Source organism: Enterococcus termitis (assembly GCF_001730305.1).
Taxonomy (GTDB): domain Bacteria; phylum Bacillota; class Bacilli; order Lactobacillales; family Enterococcaceae; genus Enterococcus_L; species Enterococcus_L termitis.
On the sequence record NZ_MIJY01000034.1, the window covers coordinates 252,492 to 279,307 of the forward strand.

The following is a 26,816-nucleotide window of genomic DNA, read 5'->3' on the forward strand; positions in this document are numbered from 1 at the left end:
AAAAATAGAAAAAAGCCCCTCAGTAAATGAGGGACTTCAAAGGTCTTACTTCGATGATAATAATACTAAAATAAATAATAGTAACATCCAAACAGCGCCAATAATTGCTGTTGCTCTTTGCATAACAGCTTCAAATCCACGGGCCTTTTGTTTACCGAAAAGTTTATCTGCGCCACCTGTAAATGCACTTGCTGCACTATTTTGTTTGCTTGGCTGCATCATAACGGCAATAACCATCACTACTGATAAGATGATTACAAGTGTTAAAATAAAATTATACATAGTTTAATTTCTCCCTTATTCACAAAATACATCTATTATACTTTAGCATATTTTCAATTTAAATGCTAGTTGAAATTGAACCCCTGTGCCTTTTTGTCTGAAAAAGGTCTGTGTTCGCTACAAAACACAGACCTTCTACTTATTTTCTCAATACATCTCCATATTCAGGTTTAGTATCAAATTCTTTTTTAGCAAATGGGCAAAGCGGAATGATCTTTTTACCTTCGCGACGTGCCTTTTCAACCCCTTGGTACACTAGTTTTTCTGCTAGCTTTTGTCCTCTATAAGCAGGATCTACAAACGTATGGTCAATGATCATCATTTCCGTACCGGCATCTGACCAAGTCATTTCGCCTATTTCTTGATTTTCATCGTTGAATAAAACAAATCGTCCTGTTTCTTCTTGGATTTCCATGACTAATTATCTCCTTTACGAATATATTTCAATGCACCACTAGGACACGTATCGATCACACGAATGTCCTCTTCTACACTGCCATTGTCTGTGATGATCCACGGACGACGGCCAACTTCGAATACATCAGGATTCCCTCGAACACAATTCCCAATATGTTCACAAATATCTTTACTATAATAAATGTCCAAATCCTCACCAGTATATTTCCGATATCCTTTTTCTAAAAGCAATTCTTCTGTCACCGTTTTTCCATTGATCTTACTACCGTCCATTTTGATTCCTCCTAATTTAAGAGCAAAACAAATCACTTAATCCCATAAAAAATCAGGAAATTGGTAATGAAACACTTCTTGCTTCAAAGACCATTTGCCTATTTTCGTGGGGATTGATTTGTACTGCTGGATAACTTAATGATCAACACTTTTTTGAACGTCTAGTGCTGTTAAACTTGTTTTTCTTTTTCCGAAACTGTAATTTAAAAAATTACATAACATCGTTTATCTATATTCACATTTTAACAACTTACCATCAGCATAGCAACTAAACGTTCCTGCCTTTAGCTTTCATTTATTTTAAGAATAAGCCTCTGCTTTTATGTACGGTTATCGTTAATTTAGTTGTCTGCGGAGTATCCTAGAAAGATTCGATAAAGTACAACACATAAAAAAACGGTAATAGAGCTTAAATGCTACTACCGTTTCGCTAATTCATATAAAATCAATGTCTTTTCAACTAAATGTCAACTAAACTCTTAATTATCTGTCTTTTGTTTTCTAAAACGTAGTCTGTTTAGCAACTAAATCACTCGTTTTTTATTTTTGATTGCCTTCTTCTCTTTACGCTTTTCAATCTCATATACCGCTCTAGTCATAAACAAAGAAATATAGTTGAAAATTGATCGGCTACCTAAAATTAATGGTAAATAAAAGAACACATTTTTTGTAAATAGCGACGTCAGCATGAAGAAATCACCAAAGAACAAGAAACAGATTAAAAAGGCTGTAAGTAAAAGCCCAATCATGATTTTCTTTTTCAAATCTAATGGACGAGCCGCTCTTAGCAGGACTTGAAAGCCGACACAGCCAGTTAACAGAACGCACATTGTTGAAACATCTTGATGAGACAAATCAAACCAAATTCCGGCTAACTGTAGAACGAGAATATTAAATACGACTGTCAATGCACCTGGTACAGAAATTCTCAAAATATTCGTTAAAAAGTGCCCTTTGATTCGTTGATAATTTGGTTCTAATGCTAGAATAAAGGAAGGAATACCTACCGTCAACGTATTGATAGGCGTCAACTGCAACGGAGCAAACGGATAAGGTAAAAATAAAAAGATAAAGGTCACAGCAAGGATTGCCGAATAAATGGTTTTGACCATGTACATCGACGCTACTCTTTCAATATTATTAATTACTCGACGACCTTCATTCAACACCTGAATCATCGAACTAAAATCCGAATTCAATAAAACAACATCCGACACAGCTCGAGCCGCATCACTTCCACTAGCCATTGCCACACTAACGTCTGCTTCTCTTAGCGAAAGAATATCATTCACACCATCACCTGTCATACAAGTCGTATGGCCGTTTTCTTTCAACGCTTGAATCAATTCTCTCTTTTGATAAGGTGTTACCCGACCGAAAACAGTCGTTTTTTCGACTAATTCATTGAAATTTTCGGTATCAGTTAGTTTACTCATATCCACAAAATTTTCAGCTCCAGCAATACCAGCCTGCTTGGCGATTTGTGAAACAGTGATTGGATTATCTCCTGAGATCACCTTTAATGTAACATCTTGCTTGGCAAAATAAGAAAAGGTGTCAACTGCATTTTCTCTAAGTGTATCTGCAATAACGAAAATGGCTACAGTTTCTTTTTCTTGCGGCAATACTGGGCTTGTCAGAGGTTCATTTGAATGAATCAAAATCAGCACACGATCGCCTTGCTCATTATATGGCGCTAGTCTTTCTCGTAGTTCTTCCGGTAATTCAGAATAAATGAATTCCGGTGCGCCCATCACAAAGCTCCCTTTTTCCTTAAAGCTCACGCCACTCCATTTTCTATCTGATGAGAAAGGGATGGTTTCACTAACAGTCCATTCTGTTTCTTTTAGGGGGAAATGTTTTCTCAACACTTTCGCTGTAGCATTTTGGTCCGACAAAGCAGCCATCATTTCACTCATCGCTCGTTCAATTTCACTAGCAGGAAAACCAGCCAAAGGAATCAGTTCTTTGAAGGATAAACTGCCATCAGTGATCGTTCCCGTTTTATCTAAACAAATTGTGTCTACTCGTGCCAAAGTCTCAATACAAGCTAAACGCTGAATCAAGGTTTGTTTCCGAGCTAAATTTGCGGCCCCAACTGCAAAAGCTACACTTGTTAGAAGCATCAATCCTTCTGGAATCATACTGATCAAAGCACCAGAAACGCCTAAAACAGTTTTGGGAAATGATTGTGTAGACTGATATTGAGACCAAAATAGAAGTAAACCGATCGGAACAATAGCAAACGTCAATCCTTTGATCAACAGGTTTAACGAGTTCATCAATTCTGACGTTGATTTTTTTTCTGTTTTTGCTTCTTTTGACAATTTAGAGACAAAATTATCTTCTCCAACTGCGGTGATTTTAACAAAACCTAAGCCAGAAGTGATGAAACTACCACTCATGATTTTATCCCCACTCATTTTTGTGATTTTATCGGATTCACCTGTTAAAAGAGATTCGTCAACTTCCATTCCTTCTCCATGAAGAACGAGTCCATCTGATGGTACTTGATTACCCAAAGTAAGAACTAAAACATCGCCTAAAACAATTTCATCTTGAAAAATCTTCGTTAATTGCCCCTGTCTTAAAGCGGTAGCCTCTGTTTTATTGACGATCGATAATTTGTCGATTGTTCTTTTGGCATGAATTTCTTGAAACACACCAATCGCTGTATTGATAATAATGATCCAGAAAAATAATGCATTTTTGGGATAACCTACAGCAAAAACAGCTACCGCTAAAAATAAGTTGATAAAATTGAATAGGGTCAAAGAATTATCTAAAATAATTTGTTTGGTCGTTCTAGACAGATCCTCGACTTCTTTATTATATTTTCCTTCGGCATACAACTGCTGCACTTCTTGATCAGATAGTCCTTTGATTGTATCTGGAATTCGAATTGTTTCATTCGTTACAGTTTGTTGCTTTTCCTCCGATGAAAAAAACGTTTCGTTGTCGATGTTCCTTTTTTTTCTAAACAATTTTTTCATAGTTCACCCAATTCACTTTCTTTGTGTATAGTTAAATTAATTGTAGATTACTTTTAAGATAATTGCTGTTTATAAGATCAAGTTTACACTTTTTTTAACCATTCGAACAAAAAAATGATTATTGAACAAAAAAAGAAAGACGAGAGAATTCGTCTTTCTTGGGTTGACTTAAAGAGAGCTAAATCAAAAGGTGAAGAAATATCGATCATTGATACAGAATTTCAAAAGATCTAGCTCTAAATAGAGCTAGACAGGTCGTAAATACATTTGTAGAAACGATCAATGATGTATTTCAATCCACTAGCTCTAAACAGAGCTAGACGTGAAGGAAACACCAACAGAAGAATCGAAAGAAATTTCAATCCACTAGCTCTAAACAGAGCTAGACTACAGCCACGATAACTATGCTCTAAAAATGATTGAATTTCAATCCACTAGCTCTAAACAGAGCTAGACTGCATCTTTGAGTGATAGAGGTTCTGTAGAAATATTTCAATCCACTAGCTCTAAACAGAGCTAGACGATTTCATTGTGAAAGATTTTATTCCAACAGTAGTTATTTCAATCCACTAGCTCTAAACAGAGCTAGACATGTATCTGGATCAATTAGCAAAGCGCAAATCCACTAGCTCTAAACAGAGCTAGACGAGTTCGCCCACAATATAGACAAACCCGAAGAAAAATTTCAATCCACTAGCTCTAAACAGAGCTAGACAGGTATCCATAAATATGGATACAATACGTTACGAGATTTCAATCCACTAGCTCTAAACAGAGCTAGACACGATTTATCCACCCCTAGTGATTTGCCAGTGGTTAATTTCAATCCACTAGCTCTAAACAGAGCTAGACTTAGAGACAGAAACAATAAGTGCTGTATTGATTGAATTTCAATCCACTAGCTCTAAACAGAGCTAGACTGTTAGTAAACCAACGCATCAAAGGATTATCTCCATTTCAATCCACTAGCTCTAAACAGAGCTAGACGATTATCGGTGGTGAGGTTGTACCAGTGGAGGGGATTTCAATCCACTAGCTCTAAACAGAGCTAGACATAAATAACTAATTTCTTTGGTAAGCTGTGTAGCAATTTCAATCCACTAGCTCTAAACAGAGCTAGACAACCCTTATCTTTTTGACAAGGGTTCATGATTATTATTTCAATCCACTAGCTCTAAACAGAGCTAGACTTATCCTCATGAATTCATTTTCCCGCTCTTCAAAATATTTCAATCCACTAGCTCTAAACAAAGCTAGACCAATGCAAAGAGATGCTCAAGATGCAGCGTTTGCTATTTCAATCCACTAGCTCTAAACAGAGCTAGACCTGCATGTACACTTCATTCTTAATTATCCAATTTTATTTCAATCCACTAGCTCTAAACAGAGCTAGACAGCCTCCCAAAGTTAACGATTTATAATTAACTAAATTTCAATCCACTAGCTCTAAACAGAGCTAGACATTGACCAGGCATGTGAGATCTTGCCGAAAAAGCATTTCAATCCACTAGCTCTAAACAGAGCTAGACTACCGTTGTTTGTATAATTACATTTATTTCATTTTTTATTTCAATCCACTAGCTCTAAACAGAGCTAGACAAAATGCCCATTAGCTTGCCTTACTGTTTCTGGGATTTCAATCCACTAGCTCTAAACAGAGCTAGACCATGATTTTGACAAAAATACATTACATAATCATCGAAAATCACTTTAATAAAGAACATACATTAAAAAAAAATGAGAAAAACGCCTTTTACCAACGTCTTTTTGCTCTTTTTTTGGTGCGAATCCCCCAGTGTTTTCATGTGCACTTAGGGTTCGCACCAAACGAAAGAACTTTTAATGGAGGATTACTTCCAAAAATCATCAAAGATTGAAATGGGCATATGACGTTTATGCTGTGTCTTTTTATACCAGCCTTCAATCGTTTCACGAGCTTGTTCAGAAACTTCTTTTCCTTCAACATAATCATCAATATCATCATAGGTTACACCTAAAGCTACTTCGTCCGCCACAAGTGGTTTATCATCTTCAAGATCAGCTGTTGGTACCTTCAAATAAAGCGCAGAAGGAGCTCCAAGTTCTTTCAAAAGTGCTTTTCCTTGGCGTTTATTCAAACGAAATAACGGTAAAATATCTGCTCCGCCATCTCCATATTTCGTATAAAATCCAGTAATATTTTCAGCAGCATGGTCTGTCCCGATAACAGCACCTGCTTTTTCACCAGCAATTGCATATTGAACGATCATACGTTGACGTGCCTTCATATTTCCCTTGTTGAAATCACTGATAACCACATCAGTCTCAAGCAAAGAAGCTACAGCTGCATCGATCGCTGGCTTGATGTCCACACGTAAAGAAACATCTGGTTGAATAAAATCCAAGGCTTTTTTTGCATCTGCTTCATCTGCCTGCGCACCATAAGGCAAACGAACAGCGACAAATTGATAGGCCTGGTCCTTTGTTTCAGCACGCATCTCTTCCATCGTAAGCTGAGCAAGTCTACCAGCTAAACTCGAATCTTGTCCGCCGCTAATACCTAAAACCAACGTTTTTAAAAAGGGATGCTTATATAAGTAGCTTTTCATAAAGTCAATACTTTTACGAATTTCTTCCTGTGGATCGATTTGAGGTTTAACACCTAGTTCTTCAATAATAGCTTTTTGTAGTGACTCCATAAAAAAACCTCCAACTTATTTATTTTCAGTCAATGCTTTTACATCTACCCGCACTTTTTCAAGGAGACGCATTTTGTGATTCCAGCACTCTGTAGATAGATCCACTGGATATTTTTGCGGGTTAAGATCGCGTTTATACTCTTCCCATAAAGAATCAAGATTTTCTTTAGCATAATGCTTGATCTCTTCCAAGCTGGGCAGTTCATACACGCGTTTCCCTTCAACAAAAATATCTTGTAATACAGCTCTAGCTTCAAAATCACGAACTGTTTTGTTGATAAATGTATGCACTGGATGGAACATGTAAATCTCTTCTTGTTCACGAGGGTCCTCATCCCACAAGGTCACATAATCGCCTTCAGATTTTTTATCCGATTTACGCGTGATTCGCCACACTTGTTTTTTACCAGGAGTAGTTACTTTTTCAGCGTTACTGGAAAGCTTGATCGTGTCTTTCATCTGACCATCCTTACCTTCGATCGAAACTAATTTAAAGACCGCTCCTAAAGCAGGCTGATCATAAGCGGTGATCAGCTTAGTCCCAACGCCCCAAACATCGATCTTCGCTTTTTGCATTTTTAAGCTTAAAATCGTGTTCTCATCTAAATCATTTGAGGCATAGATTTTAGCTTCATGAAAACCAGCTTCGTCCAGCTGTTCACGTACACGTTTAGAAATATACGCCATATCACCACTATCCAGACGAACACCAAGAAAATTGATGCTATCTCCCATCTCCTGGGCTACACGAATCGCACTCGGCACACCGGATTTTAACGTGTCATACGTATCTACTAGAAAGACACAATCTTTGTGGGTTTTCGCATAGGCTGTGAAAGCCTCATAATCATTTCCATACGATTGTACTAATGAATGAGCATGCGTTCCACTGACTGGTATCCCAAATATTTTACCTGCTCGAACATTGCTCGTGGCATCTGCTCCGCCGATCACCGCTGCACGAGTGCCCCAAATCGCAGCATCCAGCTCTTGTGCTCGACGAGTCCCAAATTCCATCAATGGATCATCACCAATCACAGACTTGATGCGCGCAGCTTTTGTTGCAATCAGCGTTTGAAAATTCACCATATTCAACAAAGCCGTTTCAATCAACTGACACTGAGCCAGCGGACCTTCGACTTGGATCAACGGTTCATTATTAAAAACTAAATCACCTTCTAAGGCAGAACGTACCGTACATTTAAACTCAAATTCTTTTAAATAGGTCAAAAAATCTTCTGGGTAATTTTCCACTTCTCTAAGGTACGCAATATCTGTTTCAGTAAATCGTAAATTTTCTAAATAGTCGACTAACCGTTCCAACCCAGCAAAAATTGCATAACCATGGTTAAACGGCATTTCGCGAAAATAGCATTCAAAAACAGAATGCAAATCTGCACGTCCTAATTCCCAATAGGTTTGCATCATATTGATTTGATATAAATCTGTATGTAACGTTAAACTATCATCTGCATAAACTCTTTTCATCTTACCATGCCATCCTTTACATTTTATCGAACTTATCCTTCATTATAACAAAACTTCAATCTTTCAACTAAAAACTTGGTTCCTTTACTCTCTATACTTTCTTTTTAAAAATGAAAAACTTACTAAAGAAGTAATTTAGCACGATAACTACAACTTGCGTCACCATTTTTGCCCAAAAATCTGAAATATGCAGCCATTCGATCATCACGACCATTAACGCCATATCGATCACAAACGATAAGATACGATACCAATAAAATAGGATCATCTCTTTGAAAAAGGCCAATAAATTTACATGCTGGCTGGCAAAAACAAAATATTTATTTGTAAAAAACGCAAACAAGACAGACAAAAACCAACCGATCGCATTACTGATTTTATAATCAATACCAAAAACATCTTTGCATATAAAGAAAACAGCGATGTTTACTACAGTAGTAGCTACACCAAATACTAAATAGGAAATCACTTCTTTATATTTATGAAATAGTTCTTTCAATTTTCACGCTTCCTTTCATTCTGCTTATATTTTATCAAAGATAGAATAGAAAGCCTACTGATTTTCTGTTTTTCATCATTAAGTTGCTTTAAAATCACAAAAAAGCACGAAAGTATTCTACGTAAACGTCAGACTTCAGTGCTTTTTTGGTATTTATTTGTCAGTAATCGTTTTTTGAATCACAATAATATCTTTTCTAGGTGCACTAAACGAGTAACCCGCTTCGATCATTTTATTTTTCACTCCGATGTGCACCTCAACCTCTTCTCTTGTCGTATTCAACAGTTTTTTAATTACAAAATCAACCTCATTTTTCGTAATTTTTTTCTTTGTATTGATCATGATCACATCGACTTTATCATAGGCGTCAGCATAAACGATCTGGGTTCGGTCAAGCGCATACAATTTAAAGAACTTAATGGCTTTTGATCCAAAAACAAATTTAGTAATGTTTGGATAAAAATACTCCAAGTTTAAATTTTTATTGATAGGTGTTTCGATTAATTTCATCTGTATAGCTCCTTTTTAATGAATAATGTCTGTTTAACTTTACATAAATTTTACTCTTTCTCTTCTTATTTGTAAATCACTGTTTTAGCGATTAGAAGAAAAAATATGTTAAGCTAGAGAAAAGTCTTGACCTTCACGTTAGGTAAAGGTTTATGCTTAATTCACAGGAGGGAAACAGATGGAATATACAATCAAAAAAGTTGCTGAACTATCCGGAGTCAGCACACGAACACTACGCTATTATGACGAAATCGAATTATTGAAACCTGCGCGCATCAATTCTTCCGGTTATCGCTTATATGGTACAAAAGAAATCGATCAGCTTCAGCAAATTCTATTTTATCGTTCGTTAGATATGAAGTTAGAGGATATCCAAAAATTGCTGAATGAGCCAGAATTTGATGCTCAAAAAGCTTTACAAACGCATTATCAGCAGCTTTTAGAAAAACGACAGTTGATCGATCATCTAATCCTCACTGTAGAAAAAACGATTCGTTATCAAAAAGGAGAGACAACTATGACTGATCAAGAAAAATTTATTGGATTTAAACAAAAGAAATTACAAGAAAATGAAGAACGCTACGGCAATGAAATTCGTGAAAAATACGGAAAGGAAGCTGTAGAAACATCTAACAAGCATTGGCTAAATTTGAGTGAAGCAGATTTAAACAAAATGGACATTGCTGAAAAGGAACTGTTTGCAGCACTTAAACTAGTGATGGAAACGCAAGATTATCAATCACCAGAAGCTGAAACAGCCTTTTTAAAACATAAAGAATGGTTGATGATCACCTCACCTAACTATTCTGCTGAAATGCATAAAGGTTTAGGACAAATGTACATTGGCGATGAACGTTTTGCTGCGTACTACAATGACCGAGTTGGCAGCTCGGCGGCAGAGACATTAAATCAAATCATTCAGACATTTGCTTAATAAGATCAAAAAAATGTTTGATTTCGAGAAATAGCAAGTCGTTGCTTTTGGCTCGTCGTTTCATCGGTGCACACTTTGACTGTAAGATCGTAGTCAATTCCAGTGCCTCTTGCAACATCACCATTTACGCTTTTTTATAAACATAAGAGGCTGGAACAGAAACGTTTAACCCCGAGAAATAAGCTGGAATTCACGAAAATTGTTCTTCAAATTTTTGTGAATTTCAGCTTATTTCCGAAGGGGTTGTTTCTGTTTCCGCCGTTTATTCGGATGTCAAGTGACTAGATTGTCACTCTTAGAGTTATGTCCCAGACTCTTATGTTTTACAATATCTACTTGATCAAAGGTACCTACTTTCATCTCCACGTCTTAACTCGTTTAAATCGCATTTTCTTTTCGCTCAAATTTAAGTGATTTCAACATTTCAAGTGTTGTTTCAGCTGGTAAACCCAACTGATCCTCATCATAGATACTTAAACTGACCGTGCCATAATTTCCTTCCGACTCAAAATAATAGGCGATCATTTTGCCTTGTTCTGAATCTTCCTTTGCTTCTTCTCGATATTCGTCGATAAAGAACTCTTCATGAACCTTTTCTGTGCTCTTGTTTACAGAGGATTCTTCCCTTGTCTGAGCTGCAGCTTTTAAGTAATCGGTAAAACTAGCGTATGCTGATTTTTGAATCATACTGACATCCATAAAATAGGTATCACTGATAAACGATTGATAGGAATAGCCTTTCTCGTTATCGATTTTCATATAATAGCCTGCTTGATCATGCAGCTTTTTAGGGATCGTCAACTTGATCGTTTCATCTCCCCTAGAAATAGCAACACTTTGAATCGTTGTTTTTTGTTCATTGATTTCCTCTTCAGCAGCTTCTTTCACTCTTTTTTCAAAAATTGTTGCATTCGTATCTGTCAGATAGGATTTTACACCAAAATAGACGACAGTCCCTGCTAAGGCAATTCCGAGCAAGGTAAAGATCAACGTCCGAATTCTTCTTTTTCGACGTTTTGCCATAAAATTAGTATGTTTCAATACCTCTTTTTTATAGCTGTCAGAATGTGTGATTGATGTAATATCATAATAATAAAAGTGCAGCGGCTGTTCAAACCTGACTTTATCCGTGTCATAATTGAACCCAACAAGCAATGTGAATTGACTGATTTTAGAGGGAAAATTACGAATATTCTTTTTGTTGAGCTTGATCAACTCTCCTTGACTATCCAAAAAATAATACGCTTGATTGTCTTCTTGCGGCGCACTTTCCTGCATCGCTGGAAAAGCCGCAGTAAGTTTTTCTGGAACTTCCTTAAAATAGGCTTCGAATGCGTCTTCTTTCAAAAAACGCAGTAAATATACTAAGACAGCTACCTCTCCAATAAATACAAGCAGCAGAAGTCCTCTAATCATAGCTGTCGAAACACCGATACCTGTTACAGTCAGTAGCAGCACGGCGATTACTCCAAACATATACATTTGGTAGCTTCTTTGATAAAGCTGTTTGATCCCTGATTTATAATAGTCTAAATCGTGATTGATTTTTTCATTTAAATTTTCCATTGAAACTCCTTTTAATCTATAGCTACATTTTAATTTATGATTTCAGCAAAAATAAAGTTGCCTACGCCTCCAGTAGCACTCTCACCGATAATTCGATCACATTGCGCTTTCACGCTATCCAATGCATTGCCTACGGCAACAGAAACATCCACGACTTCCAGCATCGCTAAGTCATTCTCACCATCTCCGATCCCATAACTAATGGCATCTGGAAAATCACTCATAAACTCTTTGATTGCATAGCCTTTGCTGCTCTTAGGATTGACTACTTCTAAACAATGAGTAAAGGAAGAAAAAACATTGGTCGCGTCGCTGTTTAGCAATTCTCGTAACATCGCAGTTTCGGCATCGTCCGCTTCCATCAGCTCGATTTTCATCACCTTCACTTCTGGATGCTCAGCTAAATAAGCAAGCGGATCTTCAACATGCAGACATTGTGTTTCAAAAAAATCTTCTTTGAAATCCATGATCTGCTTGCCCAAGTCTCCCATTGGTTTAAATTTTTCTCTTAAAGCCTTGATATTACTTTGATATTGTTCAATCGGTTTTAAGACGATGCCTTCATTGATATGAAGATGATAAAAACTATTTCGTTTTTCTAAAATACCTATTACCTTTTCGCAATCCTTTAGAGATAAGCAATGATTATAAACAACCGGTTCACCCACAAATTTGTGACCACCACCGTTACTAAAAATCACATCACATTCACCTTCCATTTGCGTCATCAATTCTTCCAGCTGTGCGTATCCTCTGCCGCTAATAAATACAAAATGATCCCCTTGATTTTGCAGGGCATAAATTGCATCAAAATTGACTTGCGGTACCTCATGTCCAATCTCTTGAAACGTTCCATCTATATCACAAAAAACAACATTCATTGATTCTTCCCTCTTCCTAACAAATTAGCTTTTTTTTGGCAAGCTGAGCTCTTTTTTCATGACTCCTACATAAATTATATCATAAAGAAGTTGCTATTTTTCCTCTTTTTAGCTCTCACATTCTTGTTAAGCTGTACAAAAGATTTCCATTAAGTTTAATCTGCTCATCAAAAAACCGTTACTCGACGAATCATCGCGTAACGGACTATTTTTTCTCATTTTTAAATTTGGTGTATTGCCAAACAAGCAGAATAAGCCAAGTTCCTACCGAAACACTAGCTGAAAATAGCTGAACAACTGTCCAATGATAAGACACACGAAGCGTTCCATTTCCGCTTACACGAATTTCGCTCAGTCCTGGAAATGTTGAACTATTATACACGTCAATTCTCTTGCCGTTTGCAACTGCTTGATATCCTTTGTAATAAATCAAAGGAAAGACAATGGTTTCTTTTGAATCGTTTTCTTTTGTTTCGTAATCTAACTCAATGGCGCCATAATCAAATGAAACATGTTCAAGTGTGACTCCTTTACTATTTCTGATCATTTTAGGCTCTTGGATCAATGAAAACAAATCCGTGTTGGAAGGAACATATTCATTGCCCCAGCCTAAAAACGCCGGCTGCAGCTGCTCGATCTCGCTTCTTGGAACAAACCGCTCTAAATCAGTCATAAACAAACTATGCGTGAAAACTAACATTACTGCTATTACCATACTGCCGTAAGCACATAGTTTGCTCCAATTTCTTTTTTTCTCTGCCAAAAGTGAATAGTTATCAGCAAATAGCCAACAAACACCAAAGGTAACAATCAAAAACAAACGCCAAGGAAATTGGATCGCATTGACCAGTGTTTTTTCAAGCAGCCTATGAGGAAAAAACGAGGTTGAAATCAGCAAAAACAAGCTTGTAGTTAAAAGTAGCCGTTTCGATTGCACAGAAATCTTGTTGTAGCTTAGAAGCAGCAACACCATTAATCCTATAATTAAAAGACCGAGATTATTATAACCGCTGTTTCTAAAAGCAATTTGGAGATATGCAATGAGCGATTCTGCTTCTTGACTAAGTTGTGCTACTTGGTTCGTTTGAAAATTGAACGATTGATTGACGATTTGCTCACCGATAGGCCCAAGAAACCCAACACATAATAGCACGGTCAAGAACACAGCTTTAAAAAAAGCGACGATTCGTTCCTTGTGACTGATGAAATGACGAATCCCTAGTAAAACATACACAAAAATAAATAAACTAAAAATGAATGCACTCAACACATGACTTAAAATTAGCCCGGACATACCAAGAGATAAAAGATAAAATCTGTTGCTTTCTCCCTGTAAGATCGACCATAAACCGACAAATGCTAAAGGAATAAAGGCAAAAGCTAAGACCTCTCCTACAGCTGCTCTTTCTGTCAGATCGCTTAAACGATAGGAAGAAGTACCATATAAAATAGCGAAAAGAAAAGCTTGGAATGGGACTTTTTTATACACTAAGAAGCTATGATATGCTATAACATACGTCACGAAGTTGATGCCGATCAAAAAGACAGTATAGCTATTGGCTACAGACAAGCCAAGCAGTCTCAAAATAGCGGCCGGATAAAGGAAAATATCTGAATAAAAAACTGGTGCCGCATACCCCATTCCATAGAGAAAAAAGGAATTGATTTTAGGAAATACATCGCCATTTTTGATTCCTAGATACAGCCCTTCGATCCGATTAAGATGAAAATAAATATCATCACCACGATACATCACAGCTTTTCCTATGTGCGTATAAAGCAGCGGTAGAATACTTGCTGCTAAAAATAGTATAAGGAAGATAATTTTCTGTTTGTTCCGTATTTTTTTGATCCTAATTGACCTCCTATCTCTGCCAAGCTAAAGCGAATGGTTCAGTTTTATTCACTATAATCCACAATAGCGGCATAAATTTCGCGAAGTTCTCTTTTCTCATTGAAACCAACACGTAAGGTTTGTGAAACTAATTTTTTATCCTTTGCTTCATCATCATTACCATAGACGACTGTTGTCTTGGATTGTGGTCGTTTCTCTACGTCTTTATAGTCTTTTTCAAAATTTTGAATAGCTAGATCTGCAGTATCTTTAGGAATATCAATAATTTGAGCAGCATCGAGCAATAGTTCACTGAAATTATCTTTTGGATATGCTTCTTCTTGACCATAATTAGAGATCGCTAAACTTTGAGAAGCTAAACGTACTTCTTTTAGTTCTTTATCAAAAGAATATTTTAGATCGATCAACGCAAAAACATTCACTTCTTCACCTTTGTACACTGGATAATAACCGCGAACCAATAGTTCATCTCCAGTAGCGTAAAGAGTATACTCTGGTGCCTTTTCTTCGACTTCTGACGTAATGATTTTCTGCTCAAACAACTGCTTTGTCTGTTCAATGATCTCGGGAATTTTCACATTAAATTTAGTTTTGAGCAAATCCAATGCTTCACCTTCAGAAATTTCAGGATAATCAAACGTTCCAAAAGGTTTTTCTCGTTTCTCGTGCCAGATCAGTTGCTGATGCGCTATCTCGGTGGATTGGCTTTTTTTAGAACAGCCAACTACTAGTAAAAAACAGATCAAAAGACCTAACGAAAATAAATACTTTTTCTTGCTCATTCGTCCTCTTCCTTTCCTGCCGCTACAACAATCGGTACCTCTTTGGCATCAACGAAGAGATCTTTTGAAGGAACTAATGTTACATCACTTGTATCAGTGAGTTCATACAAAGAAACACTTTCTCCAGTTTTTCCAACTTGAATCTCGTTTTTCTTTTGTTCGATCAATTTTGGAATATCCAGTATGGTGTTTGATTTAGGTAATTTCCCTTCTTTTAACTCTTTCCCCTGTTGGGTTACTTGAATGGCTTCATCCCACAGTCCAGCTGTGACAGCCGTTTTTTCACTAGTATTTTTTACCGTATATCTTAATGCAAGTAGTTTTTTATCTCCTTCGCCTTCTAAGTTCATAACGCCAGTCAATTCGATCGAAACCGTCTCATTTTTAAAAACGACTTCTTCACTTTCGGCTGAACTCTCATTTCCAGAATCTGCGATTTCTTTGACAGAACGTGCGGATTGATCAATAATTTCTGCTCTTTTTTCATGTCCGCCATCATTTGCAGAATAATAGTTCAATTGAAGGAAACCATGCTCTGTTTCGATGTAATACAAATGAAGCCAGGTCGAACGTTTTTCGAACATCGTATCGAGTGTATATTTAAATCCTTTATACTTCCCTATTTTAAACTCTTTCATATAAATCTCAGATTCTTTGTCATAGTTGTATTGTGTTTTCAATTCCTTGCGCATTCGTTTACCAAAATCATCATCAAGCTCAACGGTTTCTTTTCTTTCTCCCATCACAACCAATGTTGAATTACTTTTAGTATCCTGTGCTCCGAACACAGCCTCGTTACTGTACTTCACTTTGAAATCTGTTGTTGTTTCCCAGGTGCTAGGTAGCTGAATTGTATACTCGATTCCTTTTGCTTTAAATGATTCTTCTTTATCAGCTAATTTAGCGGAACAACCACTGAAAACGATCAAAAGCAATACTATTGGAATCATTATGCGTTTTTTGTACATGGTAACCTCCGTTCACGGTAATGTGAGTCTTAATTTTTATTCTTTTTTGTTATCTGCCAGTTGTAGAATCCAAAAAGAACAATGCATCCAGCAAAGAGGATAACACCCACTTTAAAGCCCTGAGGAACAAACACAAATTTGATTTTGTGACTGCCTTTAGGCACTGGCAGTGCAAGAAAAGCATCTTTAAAGGTTGGAATATCCACTTTTTTCCCATCAATAGTTGCCTGCCAGCCTTTATCATAAGGAATCGTCGTTAAGACGACTTGGTCTTTTTCATTATTCACTTCTGCTTCTGCGGTACGACCATCTGTTTCAAAGGAAACGCCTTTTGCTTTCACTTTTTCAATAGCCTCTTTAAAGGTATCCACATTGATAAACATCGCATTTGGTTTGACTAAATGGACCACGCGCTCGCCTGTGAAGCTCACTTCAACCTCGACCGTTTGCGCTTTTTCATAGAAGCCTAAATTGTAATACTGTCCTGTTCCTTCTAAACCAGCCCAATTTTCAACACCATTGACCTTCGTTTTCACATCAACTTCTGCCCCTTGACCGTATAAACTTAGATACGCTTGTGAGCGAGCTGGAACATCAACAGAATAGGTGATTGTTCTTACCTTATTAGGAGCTGTTTTGGAATAAAACAACACAGAATCATGGTCTTCGATCTGAACATTTTCTTCTTTGATTGTTTCGATTTCTGAAAAATAGAAAAATGAATCTGTTTTTCCCGATAAATACTGCAGCAATTCTGTTTGATTTTTTACAACATTTTTATCATAGATTCCTTGATCCGTCAGCATGCCCAAAGGTAGGGCAAATTCATTTTCATAAACGCCATATTTTCCTTCTGTTTTCTTTAAGGTAAAGCCAAATTTATTAGGATCGTTTTGAGCTAAATTGTATTTGATTCCTAATAAAGCATCCATCACTAATGTATTGTTGATATATTGGATTGTTAAATTCGTGCCGGTTGATCGAAAGCCTAATTCATTCATATAAATCGAAGAATGACGATTTCGAATCGATGAAAACATCGAGACACCACTATAGCCATGAATAAAACTTTCATTTCTTGAACTACTGTCCAGATTCGCCATACGGTATAACGTATCATTCTTATCTTTAGTCCATTCAACTAATTGATGGACATCCTGATAGTTTTGCTCATATGCGATACGTTCTGGATAACGCCATTCAGTTGCGATCCCCTCAACCAATCTTTGTGCATTCAAGGTCATTTCACCAATAAAAACCATAATTAACAGCACTAACCACCTGCTTTGCTTGCTCTTAAATCGATCTTTCAGTAAAAGAATCAGTAAATACACAATCAACAAAACCACACTCGCTAAGACCGATGTCTTATCCAAAAAGTCGTAACGTCTTCGATTTGCCAGAAAGACCATCAACACATATACGAAAATCATTCCTATGACGATGTTTACCATTCGACCACTGTCTTCTTTCGTCACTTTTTCCAACCCAAATCCTGCTAAAAGTAGACCTAAAAAAGAAAACAAAAAGCTAAAACGGAATAAAAACATATTCGGTGCATGGAAACCATGCCAAAATAAATTCAGCGGTTCAATATAAACACTGGCAATCAAAAGGAAGAACAGACCGCCATAAACGAATTTGTTTTTCCGAGGAATTTTAGGACTAACAAAATAAAAGAGACAAAATATCGTTCCTAATAAACCAAAATACAAGAACGGCGCACTGCCATACTTACTTGTATCATAAACACCGACCAGCGTTTTTACAGGAATATCCCAAATACCTGTATCGTTTGTAAAAAAGCCAGTTAATTTAGTTAGACTCTCGCCATTATTTTTTAAATCTAAAAGAGTAGGTAAAATCGTGACCATCGACGCTCCACCAGCCAACAATGAGGTCACTAAGTATGGAATCAGCGTACTTTGATACTTCTTCGGCGTGATGATGAACCGACAAAAAACATATAAAAAGGAAAAAACACCGATCATAAACGCCATGTAAAAATTAGATAAAAACAATAACAGGTAGCTGATAAATAGTACTGCTGGTTTTCTTTGGTCCATTAAACGATGAATTCCTAAAATGACCAATGGCAGGTACATCAAACCATCCAGCCACATTTGTTGCGGAGAATATGCGATAGAAAAACCACTTAAAGCGAAGCTAACACTCAACAACAACTTACTCCATTGCGGAACTTTAAATAGACGGTCACTCATGACCCAAAACGAGCCGCCGATCGCACCGAATTTTAACAACAGGATCATATACAGGGCATCTGGTATTTGACTATTATCAAAAAAGTAAACCAGCGGACTAAAAATTCCATTGATATAGTAGGCCATAAAGGACCAGTAATTTAAGCCTAAGGAACCGTACCATGTATATAAAAAGCTTTGCTTTCCATGTAATGCATTATTGAAACTTGCGAAAAAATTAGATGTTTGTGACAAAGCGTCACTCGCTAAAATCGTCTTCTCACTGCCTGGATAAATTCCTAGAAGAAAATAAACAAATCCCATGATTCCGATCGGTAAAAGAATGCTCAATAAAAATGACCAGCCTTTGTATTTGACCCATTCTTTCCTCTTCATTTCATTTTTCCTCCTAGATCATTTAAAATCATTCTCAATTTATTCCTCCTACACGAGCAAAAGGGAAATACCGATAAAATACCGTTCCTTCAATTTGTTCTGCATTGATCAATCCGAAAGATCGACTATCTTTTGAGGCTTTTCGATTATCACCTAAAACAAAATAACTTCCTTGTGGAATCACCTCTATATTGCGTAGGTTTCGAGCCACCTCTTCACTCACCGTTACCTTCAATGTACTGTCAGGTAGCTGAACGGCAGTCATTTGTTGTTCAGCTTCTTCGTGCCACTCCACCGCTTGTGCTGTTCGTAAATAAAGACTGGTTTGATCGGTCCAAATCTGATCGCCTGGCATACCAACGACTCGTTTTACATAACTGGATTCGTATGGTATTTCAGGATCGAAGGTGATCAAGTCGTAACGATTGGGTGATTGATTTTTTTTTACAACGATTCGATCATTATTTTTTAATGTCGGCAACATTGATTCTCCCTCGACTCGGTGTGTTTTTACTTGCAGGAGTCCGATGATCCCAATCCCAATAAGAAATAACAGCACTCCTTCTCGAAAAAGTGTTTGTCTTTTTACTTTTATTGCCTGCAGCTTTTTCTGTTGAGCGATTTTCTCCTTTGAAAAAGGGGATCTTTTCTTTATCGTAGACTGACCTTGTCTAGCCTTTTGCTCACGCACTTGTTTGATTGCCACCTATGCCCCTCCTATTGTGAAATGTTTACCAGATCAAATTAAAATTGAGTCATATTATGAAACGGTAAAACTCTTGTTTTCACCACACCTAAAATATTTTCTTTTTCGACCCAGCCAAACTGACGACTATCTGCAGCATAATGGCGATTGTCTCCTAAAACAAAATAGCTATCTGCAGGTAAAGCTCTCGATCCTGTCAATGAACCTAACGAGAAATCCTCCGTTAGTAATCGTTTTTCTGCTTGAGCTTCCTTCAATTCATTCGCTAAAAAGCGTTCAACTACAATGTTTTGATTGATCATCAACTGATCATCTACATAAGCAATTTCTTCTCCAGGTAAAGCAATCACTCGTCTGATCATCACCTGACCTGTCACTGGATTTTTAAAATAGATCATATCAAATCGCTTGATTTCCGAATGCTTACTAACATATAGACGATCGCCATCATTTAAAGTCGGGGTCATTCCATACCCATTAACCGTTGGAAGGCTAAAAAAAAGCCACTGTAATAGAAAAAAAAGACTCATCAATAAAAGAAAGCTAATCCCAATTTCTTTATAAAATTGACGCCTTCGCTCACGTCTTTTTCTCTTTTGACTCATTTTTTTACGTAAGCTTTTTTTTCTATTCACCTTTGCTTTTTTTGGCTTAGATGTTTTTTTGACCGCATTCGTGACATAATCCGTTTTAGAGGGTGCTTTTTGCGGTCGGTGCTTTTTTTTATTTGAGGGCTGCTCTATTTTTTTACGCTTCGTCTGACCTTTAGCACTAACCTTTTGTTTCATGTTGAGTCTCCTAATTTTTCTGTTTCAGCGCCGACTCATTGACTTTAAAATAGGTAAAGACTTCCTTTTGCCGTTCTTTGATTTTATTAATATCTTTCAAATAACCAGCAACGACTTCTTCTTGTCCAAGCTGCTCTTGGCTTAACGTCGATAAATTCATGCCAACGTATTTCATCGACACATAGTAACGCGTCAATAATTTTGCCCCTTCAGTGGATAATCCAGCTGAAACCGGTCGATTGCCATAAGTAACCAATAATGAGCTTACTTCTTGAAACTGAGGATACACTTTCTCAATACTTCCTCCTTCGGTGATCGTCACCAGCTTCTGCTCTAAATCTTCAGTCAATAAATAGCCTTGAACAACAACTTTCGCATCTTCTGCTGTTAAATTAGTTAATTGATAATATCGAGCATAGGCAGCAGAACCCGCTGAAAGAACCATCACGACTAAAAAGACAAGCGCCTGCCGAAAGTATCGTTTTTGACGACTGACCAGCAATCGTCTCTCACGTACCCATCTTTTTCGCTTCACTTTGTTTTTCGGTCGTCGTTTCCACTGATTTTTTTTCAGTTCTTTTTTTATAGTAAAGAAATAAAACAGACAAAAGATGACAAACAAAAAGCAAAGCATAGCGAAAGAAAGCAACCCTATAAAAAACCAATCTAATAGAACCATCCTACTGATCCCCTTTCTTATTTAGCTGCTTTTCGTTTCTTTTTCGCTCCATTCTTTTGGCCTTTTTTCTGTGCTTTTTTCTTTTTATTGATTGTACGAACACCAAAGAAAATAGCTAGGAATACAATAAATACGCCTCCTGCGATCATTGCAATCAACTTCCAATCGATTCCTCTTTCCTGAATCAAGGTTACATCCTGCGCATTGTATTTATCTGCATCTTCTTTCGTGATCTTAAATGCTTTATCCCATGTCCACTTTTGTTCACCGCTCGTTACTACGATATGAGCTTTATAGTCCCCAGCCTCCATTTGATCTCCGTTCATCTCCAAGGGAAATTCAATGAGTGAGTTAGGAGCCATACGCATGTCGGCACGCTTCGTATCATAAAGAACAGCTTCAGAGCCTTTTTTGCTGACTTCCATTTCGACCGTCATTCCACTCACAAATTCAGCTGAAATATTAGAAAAGTTAGCAAAAATACTATTCCGGTAGTTCGACAGTCCTGCATAAACATCATTCAATTTTAGTTCAGGAGTAACAACCGTATCATTTTCTTGCAAAACCATTCCAACCACAAAGGCGTATTCATTGATCACACCCGTTGCCTTCTTCTTCGCTTCCTCTTCCTTTTTACTTGGTTTTGACTTCATGTAAATTCCACCTACGATTTTTCCATCGTAGCTAGTTTCAGGCATTGTTATGTCTAAATTAAGCGGTGCAGTTTCTTTCGGACCCAACGTTACTTCGGTTGGCCCTTTTACAATGTCCTTGAAATCGTATTTTAATGAGGCATCATTTTTTATTGACGAAGGTCCATATTCAAGTACGCCATTCGAATTCGTTTTAGCGCCATTTAGACCAATTGTAATCGTTTGTTCTTCTTCTGCTCGGTTAGTCAACATAATTTGAACCGTTTGTTTTTGTCCCGGTTTCATCAAAAGATTGAAGTATTGTACATCTCCCTGATGATTTTCCGGCTTAATTGTTTCATAAGCAAATTGCTTTTCCGCGTGTGCAGGCAGTGCAAAGCCAAACAACGTTACTATGTATAAACCTATTAATAGGCATAAGCTGATTCTTTTTTTCATCTGATTTGTTTGTCCTTTCTCGTCCCATCATTCCATAAGCTAAAACTGACCGTTTTTAGCTTTCTATAGTTAAGTTACTCCAAATTTTATTTTTTCGTTGTTGCGTTCTTACTTATTCTTTAAAATAAACTATTAAAAGGCAGGAACAGAAGTTGCTCTGCTACGTTTCACCTTTTTGTCATCCAATGCTTTAGACGAATGTCTTAAACATTGAATGACTGTTTGGATCTACGTAGCTCACAAAGTAAAAGTCTTCTGCTCCAGCTTTAATGATTATTCTGAAATTTACTTACTTAACACGATTATGGTAATGGTGTTTCTGAAAGTGTCCAAGTAATTTCAGCAACATATTTTCCGTTCATGATTTCTTGTGCTTGGTTTGAAGGAATTTCTAATTTAACAGATTCTTCTGCTTTTTTAGCTGGATTATCGATATCACCAAAGTAAACAGCATAACGTCCACGTCCTTTAGAACCATTTGCTTCTGTACCATCAGTATTTGTGAATACTGCTGCTGGTGTTGTTTCATTTACTACAGCAGTTTTGATTCCATTAGAGCTTGGTTTCAATGATTCGTTTTCCGCATCAGCAACTAAAATTGGGTTACCATAAGTGATTTCAGCACCAGTAATATTTCTAACTTTTCCTTTAGCTGTATCGTTAAATTGGAAGTTTCTAGTGATTTTAGCTGTCAATTCATACGTATGGTCATCCGTTTGACGATCATCTTTAAATTGAACCCAGTTTGCACGTGCTGGCACGTGATCTGATGCTGTTGTTGGGTTTGCTGTTGTTGGTTTTGCCCATGAAGTCACTGCTCCAGTTGTTGCTGCTTGAGAATTGAAGACTAATTTAGACATACCTTGCACTAAGAATTCCCCATCTAATAAGGCAGTGCTGTCAGTATCTCTTGTTGATTGACTATCTGTGTTAGGCGGTACAACACCTGACGTATCATATGTTTCATACGTTTTACTTGTGAATTCAATTTCTCCTTCTCCAACCCCTGGTTTGTTTGGATCTGCTGCTTTTGTTGCTGGACCTGCTGCCGCTACTGCTAATGCCGCTAGTAAAGCTGTACCAGCTAATTTGTGTGTTAATTTCATTTGTGTTTCCTCCTAGTTTTTGTGTGTATTTATGGTAACTCGGCTAATATCCAAGTCAACACCGTTGAATAAGCACCTGTTTCTTTTTCTGTCTCTTTAGGAACAGTTAACGTAATCGCTTGATTACTATATACAGGTTTTTTAAAGATCGGATCTTCAATCGAATTGCCGGAAGAATCCTTTCTCAGTTCTAATGAATTTGGACGTCCGTTCTTATTTTCTTTCGAAGCCCCAAATACGATACTCCAAGTCCCAGAACCTTTTTCGTTTTGAGCTTGTGCTAAATTATATGTGTCTCCAATATTGCTCATATGAATCACTTCTTTGGAGACTGTTGGGGATAATGACGCATCCCTTGTTGAATTGGTCCAAGCCTGATCAAAAGAAATGACTGCTCCTTTTAATTCAGCTCCGATTTTTGTTACATGTTTAAATTGTTCTTCTTGTCTTACTTGCAATGTCCAGCCAGAAGAAGTGTCTCTATAATCTGATACTTGAATAAAATTCCCTCTTGCACTTGTCTCATCATGAAATAATTGTGCATTGATCGGATATACAGCCGCTTCATCCGTTCGTTTTACAGTACTGAAATTTAATTTGGGGACAAAGTCAATTCGCAGATCGCCATCTGTTTGAGGCGTTTCTCCCGGATCAACTTTATTCGCTGGATTTTCAGGATCTCGAATAATAGATTCTTCTTCTTTAAATCGCTTCAAATCGATCTCAGCTCCGCTTTTACGTGAAGTTTCTGCATGAACATGCGCCATTTCTCCTGAAAAAAAGAGAACAATACCAAGAAAAGCTGTAATAGTCAATGTTAATCTTTTCATTGATTTTGCCCTTCCTTCCTTCTAGTAGTCTGTTTCCGTTTGAATAGATAGAAACACGCTACTAAAACTATGACCGCCATTCCGCAAATCAGTAAGCTCTTTTGAACCAATTCTCCTGTCGATGGAAACTTTCCAGCAGGTTTCTTTGTTGGCTCTTCATCAGAGGACGATTGACTAGTTCCGGAGGTCGGAGTTGTGCTTTCTTCTGAAAAAACTATTTCTCCAACGGTCTGCACTTCAGCTTCCGCTCCATAGCTTACTACTGGCTTTACTGTGAAAAAACTACCAATAAAAACAAGGGAAAGGATAACAATTTGCGTTCGTATTCTTTTTAACATCATTCGTCTTTCTCTCCTTTAATTTTATGGCGTTTCTCCAACTACAAATTCAATCTTCGCTTGATATTTCCCAAGCTTTTTGACTGCATCACCTGGAACATCCAGCTTAAAGCCTTTGCCTTTAGGTGCCCACGTACTGCTTACGTTGAATTCGTTACTTGTGGTATGCGTATCGGTCAAAAGTTCTTGCGCATTATCTAGGATAAAATGCTTTTCTGTTTCTGAGCCATCGTTATAGCGCAAAATATTGGGAATAACTTTCTTAGAGCCGTCTGTTTCAGTAAGTGTAAATTCTTGAGTTACTTTTGCTTGAAGCGTCCATTGTTGTTTTGCTGCTCTTGTATCCGTTACGATCAAGGCTTTGTCCAATGTAGCTTCATTCACGCGAATCGCTTTATAACTAGCTTCTTCAATACCAAAATTGAGAATCTCTGGTGTTGAAGATAAAAACAGTCGACCTTCAAATTCGTACTCCACTATATTTCCTCCAGTTGCAAGAACAAATTCTTCAACTGGCGCATTGGTTTGTTCATAACCTGCATCTTTGATAGCCTGAATCGTATCCGTTACTGATTTGATATTTTTCAGATTGATTGGATCTCCAATCATTTGCGTTGAATCAACATAATCCGGATACTTATCCGTCATGTAATTGCCGTTGATTTTATACTTAACCCTTAATTCGGCAGTTGTAGGAGCTATAGTTACTTTTACAGGCACATCCTTTGTTACGCCTTTAGCTGTTGTTAGCGTTAGCACTAATGTAGTGTCTCCAAGAATTGATGTGTTTGGTAATGGCTGTTTATAAGTAACTTCTACAGGTTTATCTATCGGATTATCAGTATCTACTCGAATATTGTCTAAAAATGAGGTTCCAGGGTCTGGATAATCGGTATTAAAGTTTGTACCAAGAGGAACCTTGATATTTTGCTTAGGATCAGCATCAGGTTTCCCTTCGTAAAGAACTTTTGACATCGTTTGACCTGATATTACCTTAGATTCCAAAGTATCACTTAATACATTTCCGTTGACAGTATTATACGTATAATATGCATTTGTCTTAGGTCCACCAAGCTCAAACGTCATATAACCGTTGTCGTCACCACTGTTTTGATAACCATATAGACTATTATCTTTATCAAAACTAAATGAAGCATTCGCTTCTGCCGCAATTTTGATATCAAAAACTTTTCCATTAAAATTTTCTGCAGTTGTCGCATCCGAAAGGTTCGCTGTCAAAATAAGTTTGCTAGCATTCCCAGGATCTTTTTCAATAGTAAACAATCCTGTCCAATCAGTGTCTGTTCCATATTCAAGGACTTTCACTTTAGATAGATCGATATCATAGATACTTGGTACTTCTGTTTCAAGTTTAAATGTGTCATCTCTATTTTCGATTTTATTATCAGGGATCGTTTGCAAAATGGAGTACTTAATATCTAAATAGTTTTCTGTATCTGTGTGTTTCGCTTCATTTTTTATACCGTAAACAATCGGTGTTGCAGGGGCAATCCTTGCGAGTGATTGAGTACCATACATGACTGCCATTGCAGCTGGATTCGTATTTGTGGTCGCTGCTCTACGTTCCATACTTGTATTAAACTTATTACCAGAGAATAGTTGCGTTAACAAACTTCTCGAGCTGTTTGTCGTCGAACTGGTCCCATAAAGTTCAAGCTTACCTACAGTAGGTGTGTCTTTCAAATAGCCAATCCATGTATCTTCTAACACATATAACTTTTTAAAATCATCATCAAAATCTGTAGTAACAGCTTTTAACCCATTGATATTGTTAAAGTTCCAAGTTCCCTGAAAATCAATTGGTAAACCAGTTTGATGGTCATAAAACTCATAATGATATTGAACTTTATCCCCAATAGCGTACGTATCATAGTAGTCCGAAGCACTTCGGTTAGAACTTCCAAGCATCAGAAACATTGCTCCCCACGTCTTAATTGCTACGTTGGCAGTGTCATCTGTTTTGTCCCGATCATTATAGTTCACAGCAATAAAGTTCATATAAGGATATTTCCCAGTACTTGCATTTTTCGTAAGTGACATTTGGTCAATTACCAGCTTTAAATCAATGCTTTTCCCATTATAGAGTCCTGCATTTTTTACTAAGACACTTTTTTCCTCTGCAATATTATCTGGACTAAACCTAAAGATTTTAGAGGCATTCGGATCGTTTATCCCACTACCCGTTTTTACTAGCACGTCATTGACTGGATCTTTCAATCCCTTCACTTCATAGCTAGTATCTTTAGTCAATTTGAACATTGTTCCGTAATCACCTGGAATTTCAGATATTGTTCCTGAGCTACCAATGATATTCACGTCAGGTGCTAATAAAATATCATTATAGTCTGCCGGTGCAGCTGAAATTTTTTCGTTAGCCCCTGAAACAACATAGTTAATACCTACTAAAACCAAACATCCCGCAATAATGAAAGAAAGTCTTTGTTTAATTTTTTTCAATTTTCCACCTCCTCACCACAACATACTAAGTCAATACACACTATTTTTTGATTTTTGTTCGTCCAACAAAAATCCAC

23 protein-coding genes and 1 CRISPR repeat array are annotated in these 26,816 nt (G+C 37.1%); of the genes, 1 reads left to right on the top strand and 22 read right to left on the bottom strand.

Translation table 11 applies throughout. From position 1 onward, the window contains the following. Positions 1-45: 45 nt before the first annotated feature. From secG to BCR25_RS13600, 8 genes are all read right to left on the bottom strand, one after another. Entirely contained in the window at positions 46-282 is a 237-nt protein-coding gene (gene secG, locus BCR25_RS13560; protein ID WP_010765524.1) for a preprotein translocase subunit SecG, read from the bottom strand. 139 nt (positions 283-421) lie between these two features. Further along, positions 422-697, bottom strand: coding sequence for a GNAT family N-acetyltransferase (locus tag BCR25_RS13565; RefSeq protein WP_069664120.1), 276 nt, complete (start codon positions 695-697; stop codon positions 422-424). Positions 698-699: 2 nt separating this feature from the next. Beyond that, positions 700-972: a (4Fe-4S)-binding protein gene (locus tag BCR25_RS13570; RefSeq protein ID WP_069664121.1), complete on the bottom strand. Its 273-nt coding sequence runs from the start codon at positions 970-972 to the stop codon at positions 700-702. 524 nt (positions 973-1,496) lie between these two features. After that, entirely contained in the window at positions 1,497-3,965 is a 2,469-nt protein-coding gene (locus tag BCR25_RS13575) for a cation-translocating P-type ATPase (RefSeq protein ID WP_069664122.1), read from the bottom strand. Positions 3,966-4,254: 289 nt separating this feature from the next. Beyond that, positions 4,255-5,631: a CRISPR direct-repeat array (repeat unit 33 nt; unit sequence ATTTCAATCCACTAGCTCTAAACAGAGCTAGAC). A 184-nt stretch (positions 5,632-5,815) separates the two neighbouring features. Beyond that, positions 5,816-6,643 carry an NAD(+) synthase gene (gene nadE, locus BCR25_RS13585; RefSeq protein ID WP_069664124.1) on the bottom strand — a complete coding sequence of 276 codons (828 nt, stop codon included), beginning with the start codon at positions 6,641-6,643 and terminating at the stop codon, positions 5,816-5,818. 15 nt (positions 6,644-6,658) lie between these two features. After that, a complete protein-coding gene (locus tag BCR25_RS13590; protein WP_069664125.1) occupies positions 6,659-8,131 on the bottom strand; it encodes a nicotinate phosphoribosyltransferase in 1,473 nt (490 codons plus the stop codon). Positions 8,132-8,222: 91 nt separating this feature from the next. Next, positions 8,223-8,630 carry a GtrA family protein gene (locus BCR25_RS13595; protein WP_069664126.1) on the bottom strand — a complete coding sequence of 136 codons (408 nt, stop codon included), beginning with the start codon at positions 8,628-8,630 and terminating at the stop codon, positions 8,223-8,225. A 153-nt stretch (positions 8,631-8,783) separates the two neighbouring features. Beyond that, a complete protein-coding gene (locus BCR25_RS13600) occupies positions 8,784-9,140 on the bottom strand; it encodes a DUF1827 family protein (protein WP_069664127.1) in 357 nt (118 codons plus the stop codon). A 178-nt stretch (positions 9,141-9,318) separates the two neighbouring features. Between BCR25_RS13600 and BCR25_RS13605 the strand changes: the two genes are divergently transcribed. Continuing rightward, on the top strand, positions 9,319-10,074 hold the full coding sequence (locus BCR25_RS13605; RefSeq protein ID WP_069664128.1) for a MerR family transcriptional regulator: 756 nt from the start codon (positions 9,319-9,321) through the stop codon (positions 10,072-10,074). A 378-nt stretch (positions 10,075-10,452) separates the two neighbouring features. Here BCR25_RS13605 and BCR25_RS13610 read toward each other — a convergent pair whose 3' ends face one another. From BCR25_RS13610 to BCR25_RS13675, 14 genes are all read right to left on the bottom strand, one after another. Beyond that, a complete protein-coding gene (locus BCR25_RS13610) occupies positions 10,453-11,640 on the bottom strand; it encodes a hypothetical protein (RefSeq protein ID WP_069664129.1) in 1,188 nt (395 codons plus the stop codon). A 29-nt stretch (positions 11,641-11,669) separates the two neighbouring features. Further along, positions 11,670-12,521, bottom strand: coding sequence for an HAD-IIB family hydrolase (locus BCR25_RS13615; RefSeq protein ID WP_069664130.1), 852 nt, complete (start codon positions 12,519-12,521; stop codon positions 11,670-11,672). Positions 12,522-12,726: 205 nt separating this feature from the next. Beyond that, the gene (locus BCR25_RS13620; protein WP_069664131.1) at positions 12,727-14,274 is read right to left on the bottom strand and encodes a hypothetical protein; all 1,548 of its coding nucleotides are present in this window, start codon (positions 14,272-14,274) and stop codon (positions 12,727-12,729) included. Between the two features lie 146 nt (positions 14,275-14,420). Continuing rightward, on the bottom strand, positions 14,421-15,158 hold the full coding sequence (locus BCR25_RS13625) for a hypothetical protein (RefSeq protein WP_069664132.1): 738 nt from the start codon (positions 15,156-15,158) through the stop codon (positions 14,421-14,423). Next, the gene (locus tag BCR25_RS13630) at positions 15,155-16,126 is read right to left on the bottom strand and encodes a DUF5067 domain-containing protein (RefSeq protein WP_069664133.1); all 972 of its coding nucleotides are present in this window, start codon (positions 16,124-16,126) and stop codon (positions 15,155-15,157) included. Before BCR25_RS13630 ends, BCR25_RS13625 begins: the two co-directional genes overlap by 4 nt. A gap of 29 nt (positions 16,127-16,155) precedes the next feature. After that, positions 16,156-18,723, bottom strand: a complete 2,568-nt coding sequence (locus BCR25_RS13635) for a YfhO family protein (RefSeq protein WP_069664134.1) — start codon at positions 18,721-18,723, stop codon at positions 16,156-16,158. Positions 18,724-18,757: 34 nt separating this feature from the next. Next, a complete protein-coding gene (gene lepB / locus BCR25_RS13640; RefSeq protein WP_069664135.1) occupies positions 18,758-19,429 on the bottom strand; it encodes a signal peptidase I in 672 nt (223 codons plus the stop codon). A 38-nt stretch (positions 19,430-19,467) separates the two neighbouring features. Further along, on the bottom strand, positions 19,468-20,217 hold the full coding sequence (gene lepB, locus BCR25_RS13645; protein WP_069664136.1) for a signal peptidase I: 750 nt from the start codon (positions 20,215-20,217) through the stop codon (positions 19,468-19,470). A gap of 10 nt (positions 20,218-20,227) precedes the next feature. Beyond that, positions 20,228-20,896, bottom strand: coding sequence for a hypothetical protein (locus BCR25_RS13650; RefSeq protein ID WP_069664137.1), 669 nt, complete (start codon positions 20,894-20,896; stop codon positions 20,228-20,230). A 17-nt stretch (positions 20,897-20,913) separates the two neighbouring features. Next, positions 20,914-21,987 (bottom strand): WxLIP family cell surface protein, encoded by a 1,074-nt coding sequence (locus BCR25_RS13655; RefSeq protein WP_069664138.1) that lies wholly within the window; start codon positions 21,985-21,987, stop codon positions 20,914-20,916. A 302-nt stretch (positions 21,988-22,289) separates the two neighbouring features. Next, positions 22,290-23,093, bottom strand: coding sequence for a WxL domain-containing protein (locus BCR25_RS13660; protein WP_069664139.1), 804 nt, complete (start codon positions 23,091-23,093; stop codon positions 22,290-22,292). 29 nt (positions 23,094-23,122) lie between these two features. Further along, positions 23,123-23,923 carry a WxL domain-containing protein gene (locus tag BCR25_RS13665; protein ID WP_069664140.1) on the bottom strand — a complete coding sequence of 267 codons (801 nt, stop codon included), beginning with the start codon at positions 23,921-23,923 and terminating at the stop codon, positions 23,123-23,125. Next, positions 23,920-24,264, bottom strand: coding sequence for an EF2685/EF0750 family sortase-dependent surface protein (locus tag BCR25_RS13670; protein ID WP_069664141.1), 345 nt, complete (start codon positions 24,262-24,264; stop codon positions 23,920-23,922). The genes BCR25_RS13665 and BCR25_RS13670 overlap by 4 nt, the downstream gene beginning before the upstream one ends. A gap of 21 nt (positions 24,265-24,285) precedes the next feature. Further along, positions 24,286-26,739, bottom strand: coding sequence for a hypothetical protein (locus BCR25_RS13675; RefSeq protein WP_069664142.1), 2,454 nt, complete (start codon positions 26,737-26,739; stop codon positions 24,286-24,288). Between the last annotated feature and the right edge of the window lie 77 nt (positions 26,740-26,816).